This is a genomic window from Zobellella taiwanensis, assembly GCF_003012795.1.
Taxonomy (GTDB): Bacteria; Pseudomonadota; Gammaproteobacteria; order Enterobacterales; family Aeromonadaceae; genus Oceanimonas; species Oceanimonas taiwanensis.
The window spans coordinates 1-16095 of record NZ_PXYH01000001.1 but is presented as its reverse complement, the minus strand read 5'-3'; the positions used below and the strand labels follow the sequence as shown (position 1 = coordinate 16095).

General features: G+C 62.9%; 14 protein-coding genes. All 14 read left to right on the top strand.

The window, feature by feature from the left end; all coding sequences use genetic code 11:
- Nucleotides 1–33 precede the first annotated feature (33 nt).
- Nucleotides 34–2667, top strand: a complete 2634-nt coding sequence (locus C7I36_RS00070) for a response regulator (protein ID WP_106451714.1) — start codon at nt 34–36, stop codon at nt 2665–2667.
- A gap of 224 nt (nt 2668–2891) precedes the next feature.
- The gene (locus tag C7I36_RS00065; protein WP_106451713.1) at nt 2892–4145 is read left to right on the top strand and encodes a D-amino acid dehydrogenase; all 1254 of its coding nucleotides are present in this window, start codon (nt 2892–2894) and stop codon (nt 4143–4145) included.
- A gap of 122 nt (nt 4146–4267) precedes the next feature.
- Nucleotides 4268–5149 carry an AEC family transporter gene (locus C7I36_RS00060; protein ID WP_106451946.1) on the top strand — a complete coding sequence of 294 codons (882 nt, stop codon included), beginning with the start codon at nt 4268–4270 and terminating at the stop codon, nt 5147–5149.
- Between the two features lie 207 nt (nt 5150–5356).
- The gene (locus C7I36_RS00055; protein ID WP_106451712.1) at nt 5357–5623 is read left to right on the top strand and encodes a DUF4212 domain-containing protein; all 267 of its coding nucleotides are present in this window, start codon (nt 5357–5359) and stop codon (nt 5621–5623) included.
- A 10-nt stretch (nt 5624–5633) separates the two neighbouring features.
- Nucleotides 5634–7334 carry a sodium:solute symporter family protein gene (locus C7I36_RS00050; protein WP_106451711.1) on the top strand — a complete coding sequence of 567 codons (1701 nt, stop codon included), beginning with the start codon at nt 5634–5636 and terminating at the stop codon, nt 7332–7334.
- A 127-nt stretch (nt 7335–7461) separates the two neighbouring features.
- Nucleotides 7462–8328: an MSHA biogenesis protein MshI gene (locus C7I36_RS00045; protein ID WP_106451710.1), complete on the top strand. Its 867-nt coding sequence runs from the start codon at nt 7462–7464 to the stop codon at nt 8326–8328.
- The gene (locus C7I36_RS00040; protein WP_106451709.1) at nt 8325–8903 is read left to right on the top strand and encodes a fimbrial assembly protein; all 579 of its coding nucleotides are present in this window, start codon (nt 8325–8327) and stop codon (nt 8901–8903) included. The genes C7I36_RS00045 and C7I36_RS00040 overlap by 4 nt, the downstream gene beginning before the upstream one ends.
- Nucleotides 8900–9538 (top strand): type 4a pilus biogenesis protein PilO, encoded by a 639-nt coding sequence (locus tag C7I36_RS00035; protein ID WP_106451708.1) that lies wholly within the window; start codon nt 8900–8902, stop codon nt 9536–9538. Before C7I36_RS00040 ends, C7I36_RS00035 begins: the two co-directional genes overlap by 4 nt.
- Nucleotides 9531–9845, top strand: coding sequence for a hypothetical protein (locus C7I36_RS00030; protein WP_106451707.1), 315 nt, complete (start codon nt 9531–9533; stop codon nt 9843–9845). The genes C7I36_RS00035 and C7I36_RS00030 overlap by 8 nt, the downstream gene beginning before the upstream one ends.
- The gene (gene mshL, locus C7I36_RS00025) at nt 9842–11620 is read left to right on the top strand and encodes a pilus (MSHA type) biogenesis protein MshL (protein ID WP_106451706.1); all 1779 of its coding nucleotides are present in this window, start codon (nt 9842–9844) and stop codon (nt 11618–11620) included. Before C7I36_RS00030 ends, mshL begins: the two co-directional genes overlap by 4 nt.
- A gap of 1 nt (nt 11621) precedes the next feature.
- Nucleotides 11622–12395 (top strand): tetratricopeptide repeat protein, encoded by a 774-nt coding sequence (locus C7I36_RS00020; RefSeq protein ID WP_106451945.1) that lies wholly within the window; start codon nt 11622–11624, stop codon nt 12393–12395.
- Nucleotides 12373–14070: a GspE/PulE family protein gene (locus tag C7I36_RS00015; protein WP_106451705.1), complete on the top strand. Its 1698-nt coding sequence runs from the start codon at nt 12373–12375 to the stop codon at nt 14068–14070. Before C7I36_RS00020 ends, C7I36_RS00015 begins: the two co-directional genes overlap by 23 nt.
- Complete coding sequence (locus C7I36_RS00010) at nt 14070–15293, top strand: type II secretion system F family protein (RefSeq protein ID WP_106451704.1); 1224 nt, start codon at nt 14070–14072, stop codon at nt 15291–15293. Before C7I36_RS00015 ends, C7I36_RS00010 begins: the two co-directional genes overlap by 1 nt.
- Before the next feature lie 158 nt (nt 15294–15451).
- Nucleotides 15452–15940, top strand: coding sequence for a type II secretion system protein (locus C7I36_RS17825; protein ID WP_106451703.1), 489 nt, complete (start codon nt 15452–15454; stop codon nt 15938–15940).
- Nucleotides 15941–16095: the final 155 nt, after the last annotated feature.

The following is a 16095-nucleotide window of genomic DNA, read 5'->3' as shown; positions in this document are numbered from 1 at the left end:
TGTTAGTATATCACCCCAGTGTGGAAACAACAGATGATCGCTTCTGTAAAATCCTTATTTTGCCGTCGCGGCCTGCTCTGGCTGGCGCTGGCGCTGGGCTTGCTGTGGTGGCTGGCGGCGCATGGCCGGGGACTGTACCGCCAGTATCAGGATAGCCGGGAACTGCTGTACTACGCCGATCCCATTGCCGACGAACTGCACCATATCCACCACGGGGTGATGACGCTGGACGCCGAGGACGGCTTGCTGCTGGACGAGGAGGTGCGCCGGCTCAGCCTGATGCTGTCGCGGTTTAGGGACTTCCTGCAGCGGCCGGGGCCGGCGGCCCTGACCGGCGGCGAGGTGGATGCCCGCCTGGCCGATTACCTGGACAGCCTGCGCACCCTGCAGGAGGCGGACATCCATGCCCGCCACGGCCTGGCGGTGTTCAGCAAGGCGGTGCGCGGCCTGTCCGGCCAGCCGCGGCGGGACTTTCAGCCCCTGCTCCAGCACAGCCGGCTTTATTTCTATGCTGGCAACCGCCTGTTCGTGCGCGAGCTGGAGCGCCAGGCGGCGGCCCTGGCCGACCGGTATCCGCAGCAGGCCGAGCTGTTTTTGGTGCACGGCATCTACCTGGACAGCCTGGACCGGCTGATCCGCCTGCGCCACCGGTTCGCCGCAAGCGACATCGCCGACTTCTATCACTGGGTTGCCGAATGGCGCCGGCAAACCGAGCACAGCCGCAACCGCCTGCTGGCACTGGCGGCGAGCCTGGTACTGGTGGTGCTGTGCGCCGGTGGCGGCCTGCTCTATCGCAGCAACCGCCGCCTGCGCCAGGCCAACCGGGCCGCCCGCGCCCTGGCCCAGGCCAAAAGCGATTTTCTGGCCAACATGAGCCATGAAATCCGTACCCCCATGAACGCCATCATCGGCTTTGCCTCCCTGTTGCAGCAAACTCCGCTCGACAGCCGCCAGGCCGAATACCTGGGCAAGATCCGGTTGTCTTCCGACAACCTGCTGCTGCTGATCAACGACATCCTCGACCTGACCAGGGTGGAGGCGGGCAAGCTGGAGCTGGAAGACATTCCCTTCTGCCTCGATGAACAGCTGGAGCGGTTGTCGGGGTTGTTTGCCGACATGTCGGAGCAAAAACAGCTGGAGGTGATCATCGACAAGGGCGACGAGGTGCCCGACTGGCTGCGCGGCGATCCCCTGCGCCTGGGACAGATCCTGGTCAACCTGGTCGGCAACGCCCTCAAGTTTACCGAACGGGGGGAGGTGGTGCTGACGGTGAGGGTGGTGCCCGGGCCCGAGCCCCGCCTGTGTTTCGAGGTCAGGGATACCGGCATCGGCATTATGCCCGAGCAGCTCGACCGGCTGTTCCAGTCCTTTACCCAGGTGGATGCCAGCACCACCCGCAAATACGGCGGCAGTGGCCTGGGACTCAGCATCTGCCATCACCTGGTGGAGCTGATGGATGGCCGTATTTCGGTGGCCAGCGAACCGGGGCGAGGCTCGACTTTCAGGGTCGAGCTGCCGCTGCGTCCGGCCCCGGCGGCCAGCGAGGCGATACCGCCGCCGGGGCGGGGCGAAAAGGTGCTGCTGGTGGACGACAACGCCCTGGCGCTGGAGGTGATGGAGCGGATGCTGCAGCAGGCGGGGCTGGTGGTGCTGACGGCCCGGGATTTGGCCGGCGCCCGGGAGTTGGTGCAGCGCTGGGGCGGCGAACTGCGCCTGGCCTTTATCGACTGCTGTATAGGGCGGGAAAACGGCCTGGAGCTGGCCCGCTACCTGCGCCAGCAGCCGCACCTGGAGCAGGTGGAGATAGTGGTGGCCAGCGCCTTCGGCCGGGACCGGCCGGCGGCCCAGATGCAGGCCCTGGGCATCCGCCATTACCTGTCCAAGCCGGTCACCTGGGGCCGCCTGTGCGCCTGCCTGCAGCGCCTGCTGGGCGAGCCGGCCGGACCCGAGCCGGCCCTGGCGGTGGAGGATCCGCAGGAGGCCCGCTTCAAGCGCGCGCTGGCGGGGCGGCGGATCCTGCTGGCGGAAGACAACAGGGTCAACCAGCAGCTGATTGTCGAATTCCTCAACCAGGTGGGGGCCGTGGTCAGCCTGGCCGACAACGGTCGCCAGGCGGTGGAGCAGGTGACCCGGCGCCGTTTCGATGCGGTCCTGATGGATCTGCAGATGCCAATTCTGGACGGACTGGAGGCGACCCGCCAGATCCGCAAGCTCCGGGTCCACCACGAGGTGCCCATTATTGCCCTGACCGCCAGCGCCATGCGCGGCGACCGGGAAACCAGCCTGGGCTCGGGCATGAACGGCTATGTCACCAAGCCGGTCAGCCGGCGCGAACTCTACCAGGCCCTGGTGCAGGCCTGCGGCGACGAGGCCCTGCCGGATGCGGAAGCGGTGGCGGCACCGGCCGGCGGGCTGACGGCCGAATTTACCGAGCAGGCCGGCGAACAATTGTGGTTGTTGCAGGCGGCCGAGGCGGAAGCGGACTGGGCCGAGGCCGGCCGGCTGCTGCGCCAACTGGCGCGGGAAGCCGACCGGCTGGGCGCCGGGGTCTTTGCCGCCCGGGCCCGGGCGGCCTGTGCCTGGCCCGATCATGGCCAGCCGTTGCCCGGGGAGGAGCTGAGCGCCTTGCGCCGGCTGCTGGAGCAGGCCGATTTTCCGGCTTTGTGATGTTGGTCACACGAAGTAAATGTTAAGATTAATGTTCTTATATTTTTATATTAATTGGAGTTTTCATCTTTTGTGAAAAACTGCTGTAGTTGAACATATATCCCCGCCCTCCGGCGCCTTGGCGGCGTCCGGCCCCGGCGCTTTTCTCCTTGTTTATTGCTCTGGATTTTATTTCTTTTTTAGATGATATTGTCGCCGTCCAAGCATCTTGATAGGGGAGTGTTATGAAAGTTTTAGTGTTGGGTAGTGGTGTTGTCGGTGTAACCAGTGCCTGGTACCTGGCCCAGCAGGGCCATGAGGTGGTGGTCATCGACCGCCAGCCCGATGCGGCCGAGGAAACCAGCTTCGCCAACGCCGGCCAGCTGTCTTTCGGCATGTCTTCCCCCTGGGCCGGCCCCGGTATTCCCATGAAGGCCGTCAAGTGGATGTTCCAGGCCCATGCTCCCCTCAAGGTCCGTCCCAGCCTGAATCCGGCTCAGTGGAAGTTTATGCTGTCGATGCTGGCCAATTGCAATGAAAAATCCTACGGCATCAACAAGTCGCGCATGGTGCGGGTATCCGAGTACAGCCGCCAGTGCATCAACGCCCTGCAGGACGAGCTGGGCCTGCCGTTTGAAAGCCGCAAGCAGGGCCTGCTGCAGGTGTTCCGCACCCAGAAGCAGGTGGACGATGCCGCCAAGGACATCAAGGTGCTGCAGGAATTCAACGTCAACCATGCCATGCTCAGCGTGGACGACTGTATCGCCCGCGAACCGGCCCTGGCCCGGGTCAAGGACAAACTGGTGGGCGGCCTGCACTTCCCGGACGATCAGACCGGCGACTGCAACCTGTTCACCAAGGCGCTGGTGAAGAAATGCCAGGAAAAGGGCGTGGTGTTCAAGTTCAACACCGAGATCAAGGCACTGGTGCGCGACGGTGATCGGATCAGCGGCGTGCAGACCGCCACCGGCCTGGAAAACGCCGATCAGGTGCTGGTGTGCATGGGCAGCTATTCTCCCTTCCTGCTCAACCCGCTCGGCCTGCGCCTGCCCATCTACCCGGTCAAGGGTTACTCCCTGACCATAGAGGTCAACAAGGACGAGGACGCGCCCCAGTCCACCGTGATGGACGAAACCTTCAAGGTGGCCATTACCCGTTTCGACAACCGCATCCGTGCCGCCGGTACCGCCGAGCTGGCCGACTTCAACGGCGACCTGCCCAATGCCCGGCGCGAGACCATCGCCCATTCGGTGAAGAGCCTGTTCCCGGAAGGCGGCAAGATTGACCAGGCCGAGTTCTGGACCGGTTTCCGGCCCATGACCCCGGACGGCACCCCCATCATCGGCGGCACCCGCTTCAAGAACCTGTGGCTCAACACCGGCCACGGCACCCTGGGCTGGACCATGGGCCCGGGCTCGGGCAAGCTGATTGCCGACCTGATCAGCGGCAAGGCGCCGGAGATAGACCACGACGGCCTGGCCTTCAGCCGCTACGGCTGATACCGGAGCGCGGGCAGCCCGCCTGCCATCTGCCGCCCAGCGGCAAGCCGCCGGGCGGTTTCCCCTTCATCTGGACACAGGGAGCCAAAAGACGCACTATGCCGTCTTTTGGCTCCTTTTTTATGTTGCTGACCCTGCTCAATATCGTGGTGCCGGTGTTCGCCGTGGTGGCCGCCGGCTGGGTTTTTGGCCGGCGTCAGCGCCAGGCGGACATGGGCTTTGTCAACCAGGCCAACGTGGCTCTGTTCTGCCCGGCCCTGGTGTTTTCGGCCCTGATCCAGAATCCGCTCGCGCTGGCCGACAGCGGGCTGCTGCTGCTGGCCGGTGTGTTGTGCATACTGCTGCCCGGCCTGTTGCTGTGCCTGTTCCGGTTTCACGGGCTGGAGCGGCGTACTCTGGTGCTGGCGGGCATGTTCCGCAACACCGGCAACATCGGCATTCCCTTGATGATGCTGGCCTATGGCGCCGATCAACTGGGCGCCATCATTCTGTTGTTCGTGCTGTCCAACCTGATCCACTTTTCGCTCGGGCTCTTTATCCTGTCGAGGGAGGCGGGCCGCTGGCGGTGGCTGCAAAATCCCAATGTGTGGGCGGCCCTGGCGGGGCTGCTGCTGGCGGAGCACCGGGCTTTGCTGCCGGAGTTTGTCTATACCAGCGCCGACCTGCTGGGCCAGATAGCGGTGCCGCTGATGCTGTTCGCCCTGGGCGTGCGCCTGGCGGAAGGGGAAATGGGCAACCTGGGCCTGGCCCTGCGGGTCAATCTGGCCTATTTGCTGGCGGGGGCGCTGAGCTTTGCCCTGGTGGCCTGGTGGCTGCCGCTCGGCAACGACTGGCTGCGGCTGCTGGCGCTGTCGGTGATGTTGCCGCCGGCGGTGCTCAACTACCTGTTGTGCGAACAATATGGATGCCAGCCCGACAAAATGGCCAGCATAGTGCTGCTCGGCAATGCCCTGTCGGTGCTGACCATTCCGCTGGTGGTCTATCTGACCCTGGTCCTGCTCTGAATAACGGGGCCGCCTGGCCGATCGCTAGCGGCCGCGGCGGTGCTCCGTTCAGCGGCTCCTCGGTGCCAGGGAGAGGCACCATCGTCCTTGTCGAGTAATGTTTCTGTTTTGTTAATTATTGGTTAATACCAAAGTCTAAGTTTCAACGCCCCGTTAACGCGCTACTGTTATTTTCGAACCGTATTCGGCTATTCAAGGAGAAAGAGAATGGCGTTCGAAAATCAGGAAAAAGCAAAAGCGTACTGGAGCGAAAACCTGCGGTTGATGGCCATCTTGCTGGCCATCTGGTTCGCGGTGTCCTACCTGTTCGGCATCATACTGGTGGATGTGCTCAATGCCTTCACCATCGGCGGCGCCAAACTGGGTTTCTGGTTCTCCCAGCAGGGCTCCATTTATGTGTTCGTGGTGCTGATCTTCGTCTACGTATGGCGAATGAACGTGCTCGACAAAAAATACAACGTTGACGAAGAGTAAGGGGTAGGACATGGATATCCAAACCTGGACATTTATTCTGGTGGGGCTGAGTTTCGCCCTCTATATCGGCATCGCCATCTGGGCCCGGGCCGGCACCACCGGTGAATTCTACGTGGCCGGCGGCGGCGTGCACCCGGTGGCCAACGGCATGGCCACGGCCGCGGACTGGATGTCGGCGGCCTCCTTCATCTCCATGGCCGGCATTATCTCCTTCGCCGGTTACGACGGCGGCGTCTACCTGATGGGCTGGACCGGCGGTTATGTGCTGCTGGCCCTGTGCCTGGCGCCCTACCTGCGCAAGTTCGGCAAGTTCACGGTGCCGGACTTTATCGGGGATCGTTATTATTCCCAGACCGCCCGCATGGTGGCGGTGTTCTGCGCCATCTTCGTGTCCTTCACCTATGTGGCCGGGCAGATGCGCGGCGTGGGCGTGGTGTTCTCCCGCTTCCTCGAGGTGGACATCAACCTCGGCGTCATCATCGGCATGGCCATCGTGTTCTTCTACGCCGTGATGGGCGGCATGAAGGGCATCACCTACACCCAGGTGGCCCAGTACTGCGTGCTGATCTTCGCCTTCCTGGTGCCGGCCGTGTTTGTGTCGCTGCTGGTGGCCGGCACTCCGCTGCCCCAGCTCGGCTTTATCGGCCAGACCTCGGACGGCGTATATCTGCTGGAAAAACTGGACGGCCTGTCCCGTGAACTCGGCTTTACCGAATACACCTCGGGCACCAAGTCCGGCGTTGATGTGTTCTTTATCACCGCCGCCCTGATGGTGGGTACCGCCGGTCTGCCCCACGTCATCATCCGCTTCTTCACCGTGCCCAAGGTGCGCGATGCCCGCATCTCCGCCGGCTGGGCGCTGCTGTTCATCTCCTTCCTCTACACCACAGCCCCGGCCGTGGCCGCCTTTGCCCGCGCCAACATGATTGAAGGCCTGAACGGCACCGACGGTCAGGGCGTGGTCGCGGCGCAGGCCCCGAGCTGGGTCGGCAACTGGGAGAAAACCGGCCTGGTGGCCTGGGATGACAAAAACGGCGACGGCCGCCTGTTCTACTCCGGCGACGAGCGCAACGAAATGACCATCAGCCCGGACATCATCGTGCTGGCCAGCCCCGAAATCGGCCAGTTGCCCAACTGGGTGGTGGCCCTGCTGGCCGCCGGCGGCCTGGCGGCGGCGCTGTCTACCGCGGCCGGCCTGCTGCTGGTGATCTCCACCTCCATCGCCCACGACCTGCTCAAGAAGGGCTTCAAGCCCGACATGACCGAGAAGCAGGAACTGCTGGCGGCGCGGCTGGCGGCGGCGGTGGCGGTAATAGGCGCCGGCTACCTCGGCATCAACCCGCCCGGCTTTGTGGCCCAGGTGGTGGCCTTTGCCTTCGGCCTGGCGGCGGCCTCCTTCTTCCCGGCCATCGTGCTCGGCATCTTCTACAAGAAGATGAACAAGGAAGGCGCCATTGCCGGCATGGTGACCGGTATCGCCTTTACCGCCGCCTACATCATCTACTTCAAGTTCATCAACCCGGCGGCCAGCACCCCGGACAACTGGTGGTTCGGCATCTCCCCCGAGGGCATTGGTACCCTGGGCATGCTGGTCAACCTGGCGGTATCGCTGGTGGTGGCCAAGCTGACCACCGAAACCCCGAAAGAGGTGCAGGATCTGGTGGAGAGCATCCGCTTCCCCAAAGGCGCCGGTGCCGCCCACGACCATTGATCTGGATCAAGATTGTCACCAAGGGACGCGCACGCGTCCCTTTTTTCGTTCATCGAGGCACAAGCGCCTGTTCATTAACGGCTTTTAACTGTTTATACTGGATTTTTCCTATTTTCACGCGGTGACCATGGCCTTGAAGTTCAACTGGTTCAAGCCCGCCCGGGCAACCTCTTCGGTGGGTATCTACCTGACCCAGAACGCCCTTTACGGCGTGGCGGACGCCGAGGACCAGCAGGTGGTGCAACGTCCCCTGGGGCGGGGAGAAAGCGCCCCGGCGGCGTTGCAGGCACTAGTGACCGAACAGGGCTGGCAGGGGCGGGCACTGCGCCTGGCTCTGAGCCGGCAATGGTATCAGCAGACCCAGCTCGAAAAGCCCGCCATGCCCGACGACGAGCTGGCCCAGGCATTGCCCTGGCTGATGCGCGAGTTGGTCGACGAACCCGTCGACAGCCTGTTGTTCGACTATATCGACCTGCCGCCCAATCCCCAGGGGCAGGCGCGTATTGCTGTCTATTACAGCCGGCGCGAGCCGCTGGCCGAACTGGTACGGGCGGCGGGCGTCCTGGGCGAGGTGGCCACCATAGGGGTGGACGAACTGGCCATGGCCAACCTGCTGGAGCCCGAGGTGCGCGGCCTGATACTGCACAAGGTGCCGGGCCAGGAGCTGGTGATGACCTTTATCCACCAGCGGCAATGGCATTTTTCCCGTACCATCCGCGGCTTTCAGGCGCTCGATGATGAGCAGGCGGCGGTGGATCAGTTCGTGTTCGACAACCTGCTGCTCGAACTGCAGCGCAGCATCGACTACGCCGTGGGCCAGCTCAAGCTCAATGCCCCCGGGCGCTGGTATCTGGCCCTGCCCGAGCGGGTAACACCGGCCATCCAGGCCGCCATTGGCCAGGTGTTCGACCTCAAGCCCGAATCCCTGACCCATGCCCGGTTGCCTCCGGTCAGCCTGCCGGCGCTCGGCATACTGCGGGAAGAGCAGGCATGAAGACCCGCATCGAATTTTACCAGGCCGCGCTGCGCCCGAGGCGTGATCATCCCACCCCCCGCCATCTGCTGCTGGGCGCGGTGGTGGTGTTGCTGCTGTGGGGCCTGGCCTTTGCCTGGCAGGGACTGTCCAATTACCGGCTGGCGGAGCAAAACCGCCAGCTGGCGCAACAACTGGCCCTGGCCCGCAGCGGGGTGGAGCAACTGCAGCAAAGCCTGGCGCTGCTCAACCGCAGCCAGGACGACGGCCAGCGCCAGCGGCTGGAGCAGGACATCCGCGCCCGCCGCCAACTGCTCGGGGTGCTGAGCCAGGATAACCTGGTGTCGTATGCTGCCACCCTGGAGGATCTGGCGCGCATCCCCTGGCCCCGGGTTTCCCTTACCGGCCTGCAACTGCGGGGCCAGGCCATGGTGCTGAACGGCGAGGCCGGCGACGCGGCGGCGGTGCCCGCCTGGATCCTCGGTTTTGAACAACGGGAAAGTCTGGCCCGGCGCAGTTTCGATCGGCTCGACATCCAGCGCCGGGAGCCGGGCTTGCTGCGCTTTACCCTCAACAGCGAAGGAGCCGCGCCATGAACGGCCGTGTTACCCGCCTCCAACAGGCTTTTATGGCGCGCCCCCGGCGCGAGCGCTGGCTGCTGGTCGCCGCCGTCTGGGCCCTGCTGGCCTGGCTGGGCCTGCTGTTGTTCGAACAAACCCTGCAGGCCGGCGGCCGCGGGCTGCAGGCCGAGCAGCAGCGGCTGCAGCGCGAACTGGGCGAGCAGGGCGAGCTGAGCGACCAGCTCAACCGGCGCATCCAGGAACTCAACGCCAACGATGCCCGCCAGCAGATCGAACGGCTCAACCGCCAGCTCAGCCGGCTCAACGAAAACGTCGAACAGCGTATGCGCACCCTGGTCGGACCCGAGCAAATGGCCGCTTTGCTGCTGTCGGTGCTGGAGCAGGGCGAGGGGCTGACCCTGGTGGGACTGGCCAACCAGCCGCCCCAGCCGGTGGACACCGGCGAGGGGGCCACTCTCTACCGGCATGGCCTGAGCCTGCAACTGCGCGGCAGTTACCTCGACCTGCTTGACTATGTCCAGCGGCTGGAGCGGCTGAGCGGACGCATTTTCTGGCAGAGCCTGAGCTTTGAGCTGGACCGCCATCCCGACGGCGACATTCGCCTCGATTTCTTTACCATCAGCCAACACAGGGAGCTGTTGCGTGGTTAACACCCTGCTTTTCGCCCTGCTCAGCACCGTTTCCGCAGTGCAGGATCCGACCCGGCCGCTGACGCCGGCCCCCCTGGCCGACACCGCGCCCGCCGTAGTGGCCCTGGGCGGCCAGCCGAGGCTGCAGGCCATTTTCAGCGGCGGCCGGCCCAGCGCCATCGTCGACGGCCGGCTGTATTTTCAGGGCGATGCTATAGGTCCCTTTACCCTGGCGCGTATCGAACGCCAGCGCATCGTATTGCAGGGGCCGGGCGAAACCCTGGAACTGGCCCTGTTTCCTCTTTCAGATCATTCGGGTAGCCAATGAGATTCACCAAACGACCTTTTACCGTGGCGCTGCTTGGCGCTTCCCTGGCCGGGTGTGTTAATGCGCCGGACGGCAGTTTGCCCAAGGCGGCGCTCGACGAGGCGCTCCAGGCCCGTCCGGACGCGGTGCCGGCGGCGGTGGAGCAGGAATTGCTGGGGGCCCGCCGGGCCCCGGCCTTGCCCGCGACCCGGGACGGCTTGCGCCGCTTCGACGTTACCGCCAGCGAGGCCGAGGCGAGGAGCTTTTTCGCCGCCCTGGGTAACCAGCACGGGGTCAGCATAGCGGTGCATCCCGAGGTCAGCGGCACCATTACCCTCAACCTGCGCCAGGCCACCCTGCCGGAGATACTGGAAGCCATTTCCGGCTTGTACGGCTACGGTATAGAGCGCCGCAGCGGGGTATACCAGGTGTTCCCCAACGGGGTGCGCACCCGCACCTTCAACGTCAACTACCTGATGCTGTCCCGCGCCGGCCAGTCCCAGACCGCCATCAGCGGCAGCAGCCTGTCCGCCGGCGGCGACAACGGCAGCGGCGACGGCAGTTCCACCCGCATCAACACCGAGTCGACCAACGACTTCTGGTCCGATCTGGAAAGCGCCCTCGGGCGCCTTGTGGGCGGCGAGCAGGGGCGGGTCGTGGTTACCAATCCCCAGGCCGGGCTGGTCACGGTGCGCGCCGCCCCCGACGAGCTGGCGCTGGTGGAGGATTTTCTGGCCCGGGCCGAGCGCCAGCTCAAGCGCCAGGTGATCCTGGAGGCGCGCATTATCGAGGTGGAGCTTAACGACGGTTATGAACAAGGGATAGAGTGGCAAAATCTTTCCAGAGGGCCGTTTCAGACACAAGTAAATAATACCCAAACCAGTGGGTTGAATATCTCTGGGAGCGGCTCTGGCACTGTTACAAGTTCATCCGATGGGAGCTTACCCATTGGTACAATAAGTGGAACCGCTGGGGTTACCAGGAATGCCGGATTTCAGAATAACTCTGTAACTACAATAAATGATACGGCTTTTCTTAATCCCGTAGCTTCACTTGTAGCCACAGGTGGAACGCTGCTGAATTTTGCAGACAATGTGTTTACATTCAGTAATGGCGACTTTACTTCTGTCATTAAACTGCTGAGGACTCAGGGTGAAGTCAACACACTGTCCAATCCCCGCGTTACCACCAGCAATAACCAGAAGGCGGTGATCAAGGTGGGTACGGACGAATACTTTGTTACCGACTTTTCGCTTACCACCACCACCAACAGTGCGACCAGTGAAACTACGCCAGATATCGAACTGACGCCCTTTTTCTCGGGGATCTCCCTCGATGTCACGCCGCAAATTGCGGATGACAACAAGGTATTGTTGCATATTCATCCTTCGGTGACGGAAGTATCGGATGTAACCAAGGTCATCCAGTTTGGTGAAAATCAGGCGGTAGCGCTGCCATTGGCAAGTAGTACCATCAGGGAGTCGGATACCATAGTAGAGGCGCGTTCCGGAGAGTTGATTATCATTGGTGGCTTGATGCAGGAAAAACAATTTAACAGTGAGTCCAGAGTTCCACTGTTGGGAGATATTCCTGTGATTGGTCAGTTGTTTAAAAATCAGCAAACAGGTACCAGAAAAAGTGAACTTGTGATTATGCTGCGTCCCGTAGTGGTGACTGAAAATACCTGGCAAAACGAGCTGCAGCGTTCGCGGGACCTGCTGGAAAAATGGTATCCGCCAATGCCAGAACCGGTATTTGTGCCCGATGCCGCTAATGCGGGCCGAGGGGCTCACTGACATGGTCTGTCATGCCCGGTTGCTCGGCCTGTTGTTTGCCTTATTACCCTCCCTGGCCTCCGCGCAGGTTGAATCTGATGTGGCCAAGGCCGAACGGTGGCCTGAAACCGAAGAGTGGAGCAGTGAAGACTGGGCCGATTTGATGGTGGAACTGCCGGCGCCGGAAGGGGAACTCAGCATTACCGAAGTGACCCTGAGCCGGGCCGACTGGCTGGCGGAGGCGGGCCGGCAGGCGGACGCCGCCCTGGCCGCCGGCGACTGGGCCCGGGCCGAGTACCGGCTGGGCCAGGCGCTGGCCGAGTACCCGGACGCCCACGATACCCGGCTGCGGCTGGCCGCCATGCAGTTTGGCCGGGGGGCGCTGGACGATGCCCGCGCCCTGCTGCAACAGGGCCTGGCCCTGGCGCCCGAGCATGCGGACATGCGCCTGGCCCTGGCCCGCTTGCTGGCCAGCCAGTCGCGCCATGCCGCCGCCCTGCGGGTGCTCGACGAAGTGAGCCCGCTGCTGGCCCGCCACCTCGACTACTACAGCCTGAAGGCGGAAATGGCCCGCCGCAGTGGCAACTGCGTCCTGGCCATGCCGCTCTATCAACGGCTGCTGGACACCGCCGGCACCGGTGCCTGGTGGCTGGGGCTGGGGCTGTGCCAGCGCGAACTGGGGCTCGACTTTGCGCCGGCCTTTCGCGAGGCCCTGGCCAGCGCCGATCTGGGCAACGCTTCCTTACGTTTTGTAGAGCAGCAACTGGAGCAATATGGCACAGCGCAAACTGACTAAACGCCTGGGCGAACTGCTGATTGAACACGGCGTTATCACCGACGGCCAGCTGGCCGCCGTGCTGCAGCAACAGCAGCGGGAAGGGGGGCGGCTCGGCACCCTGCTGGTGCAGATGGGCGTGCTCGACGAAATGGCGCTGCTCGGCTTTGTGGCGCGCCAGCTCGACCTGCCGCTGCTGGATCTGAACAAGGTCAATATCGACCGCAACGCGGTCAAGCTGCTGTCCGAGGTGTACGCCCGCCGCTACCGGGCGCTGGTGATTGAAGGGGACGACAGCCGGGCCCGGGTGGTGTTGTCGGATCCCGCCGACCTCGACACCCAGGATGCCATCACCAACCTGCTTTCACCCCGGGAAATCGACCTGGCGGTGGCGCCCCACAGCCAGTTGCTGGACCTGTACGACCAGCTCTACCGGCGCACCGACGACATCGCCAACCTGGCCGAACAGCTGCATGTGGAGCACGCCCCCAGCCGGCCGGCGGTAGAGGCCTCGGGGCTGGACGACAGCGACGCCACCGTGGCGCGCCTGCTCAACTCCCTGTTTGAGGATGCTCTGCAGGTGGGGGCGTCCGATATCCATATCGAGCCCGACAAAACCCTGATCCGCCTGCGCATGCGGGTGGACGGCCTGTTGCAGGAAACCGAACTCAAGGAGGTGGGCATAGCGCCGGCCCTGGTGTCGCGGCTCAAGCTGATGGCGGGGCTGGACATCGCCGAGCGCCGCCTGCCCCAGGACGGGCGCTTTGAACTCAGGATAAAAAACAGTCCGGTGGACGTGCGCATGGCCACCATGCCGGTGCAGCACGGCGAGGCCGTGGTGCTGCGGCTGCTGGATCAGTCCGAGGGCATACGCAGCCTGGCCCAGTCGGGCATGCCGCCGGCCCTGCTGGCCGCCTTTCGCCGCCGCCTGGCCAGCCCCAACGGCATCATTCTGGTGACCGGGCCCACCGGCAGCGGCAAAACCACCACCCTGTACGGTGCCCTGTCGGAGCTGAACACCCCGGATCGCAAAATCATCACCGCCGAGGATCCGGTGGAATACCGCCTGTCCCGGGTGAACCAGGTGCAGGTCAACGCCAAAATCGGCCTCACCTTTGCCCGCATCCTGCGCACCAGCCTGCGCCAGGATCCGGATGTGCTGCTGATTGGCGAAATGCGCGACCAGGAAACCGCCGAAATCGCCATGCGCGGCGCCCTGACCGGCCACCTGGTGCTCTCTACCCTGCACACCAACGACGCCCCCAGCTCCGCAGTACGATTAATGGACATGGGGGTGCCCGGCTACCTGGTGGCCAGCACCCTCAAGGCGGTGCTGGCCCAGCGGCTGGTGCGCAAACTGTGCGAACACTGCAAGGTGGCGCACCGGCTGGAGGAAAACGAACTGCAGTTTTTACACCACCTCAGCCCCGAGGTGCTGACCGGCCGGTTTTACCATGCCCCGGGTTGCGCCAGCTGCAACCACTCGGGCCACAAGGGCCGGCTGGGGGTGTATGAATGGCTGGAGATCAGCCACGACATGGCCGACGCCCTGCGCGAGCACGACATCGAAGGCTTCAACCGCCAGGTGGCGGCCTTGCCCGGTTTTACCACCCTGGCCCAGTCGGCGCTGCAACTGGCGCTGCAAGGGGAGATTGCCGCCACCGAAGTGCTGCGCCTGGCGGAGTGGGTTGACTGATGCCCTTTTACCACTACAAGGCCCGCACCCGTCAGGGCCAGCTCAACGAGGGCCGGCTGGAAGCCGCCTCCGCCCAGGCGGCGGGGGAGAGCCTGAGCAACGCCGGCCTGATCCCCATCGAGCTGAAGGAAGCCCGCGCCGGCACCAAGGGCTGGCTGCAACTGCGCCAGTTTTTCAAGGGCGGCCTCAAGCCCGAGGTGCTGCTGATCCTGAGCCGCCAGTTCGCCTCCCTGACCCGGGCCGGCATTCCCATTTTGCGCATCGTCGAAGGGCTGCGCGACACCACCGACAACAAGGTGCTCAGGGAGGCCCTGGACGAGGTGTGCCAGGGCCTGAACCAGGGCCAGACCCTGGCCAACGCCATGGCCGCCCATCCCCATATTTTCAACTCCCTGTTCGTCTCCCTGGTGGAAGTGGGCGAGAGCACCGGCCAGCTGGAGCAGGCCTTTTTGCAACTGGCCCACTACCACCAGCTGGAGCTGGATACCAAGCGCCGGGTCAAGGCCGCCATCCGCTACCCGCTGTTCGTCAGCCTGGCGATGATCGCCGCCATGACGGTGCTCAACCTCTATGTGATCCCCGCCTTCAGCGGCATTTTCGCCCGCATGGGCACGGAGCTGCCCTGGACCACCCGCTTTTTGCTGGGCACCTCCCATTTTTTCGTCAACTACATCGGCCACCTGCTGCTGGTACTGGGGGGGCTGGTGGTCGTGCTGTGGCGCTATGTGACCACAGAGGCGGGCCGCTACCGCTGGCACCGGCTGCAGTTGTCCATCCCCATTGTCGGTCCCTTGATAAAACGCATTCTGCTGGCGCGTTTTTGCCGCAGTTTTGCCATGATGCTGGCTGCCGGCGTGCCCATTACCCGGGTGCTGGCCCTGGCCGGCAGCGCCACCGACAACGCCTTTCTGACCCGCGCCATCCTCGGCATGGCCGAGGGGTTGTCTTCGGGCAGCAGCCTGTCGGCGGTGGCCGCCAACAGCCGGGTGTTCACCCCCCTTATCCTGCAGATGTTCCGGGTGGGAGAGGAAACCGGCCGCGTCGACGAAATGGTGATGGAGGCGGGCAAGTTTTATGAAGAGGAGGTGGACTACGACATCGCCAACCTGACCGCCCGGATAGAGCCCATCCTGATTGTCGCCATTTCGGTGATGGTGCTGATCCTGGCCCTGGGCATTTTCACCCCCATGTGGGACATGGTAAATGTGGTAAAAGGCGGCTGACGCAAAATTTTTGCAACCATGACCGATTTTTATACAAAAAGGGCTGGATTGAAGCTATTTTGGACGGTAAGATTTGACCCGGTAGTTCATTGAATTTGTTGAGTAAACCACTCAACTTTTAACAACAGGCTGGCAACATAAAAAGGCAAGGAAAGAAAATGAAAAGAGCAGCGGGTTTTACCCTGATCGAACTGGTAATTGTTATTGTAATTCTGGGCATTCTGGGTGCTGTGGCCGCACCAAGGTTTATCAACCTGCAGGATGATGCCTATGCAGCAAATATTAATGGCCTGAAGAGTTCTATTCAGTCTGCTATGACATTGGGTAACACTAAAGCCATTCTGGAAGGTAAAGATCAAGGTAATACTGTACAAGACGTAACTATCGATGGGGATACTGTTAAATTTATTTATGGTTTTCCTACTGCTAATACCAACGGTATTGTCGAAATGCTGCAGGATCTTGATGTTGCAGCGTCCGGTTCAGTGAGCACTCAAGCTTTCACTGCTATAGGTGGTGCAGATGCTGCAGGAAATGAACTTACCATCAGACCATCCGCACGTGATGGTGTTGCGTGTGAAGTAGTCTATAAAGCGGCAACTTCATCATCAGCAGCTACCGTATCATCTAATACTTCTGGTTGCTGATAAAATATTTACTAAGGCGGCCCAGGCCGCCTTTTTTGTTTGCCCGGCGAAGCCGGCAAACCCGGCCATCTGAAAGAAGATGGCGTCACCCCGACTGAGGGGAAGACAATCCGACTGGCAAGGGCGCCACTGGCCAACGGTGGGGTCTGAAGGAA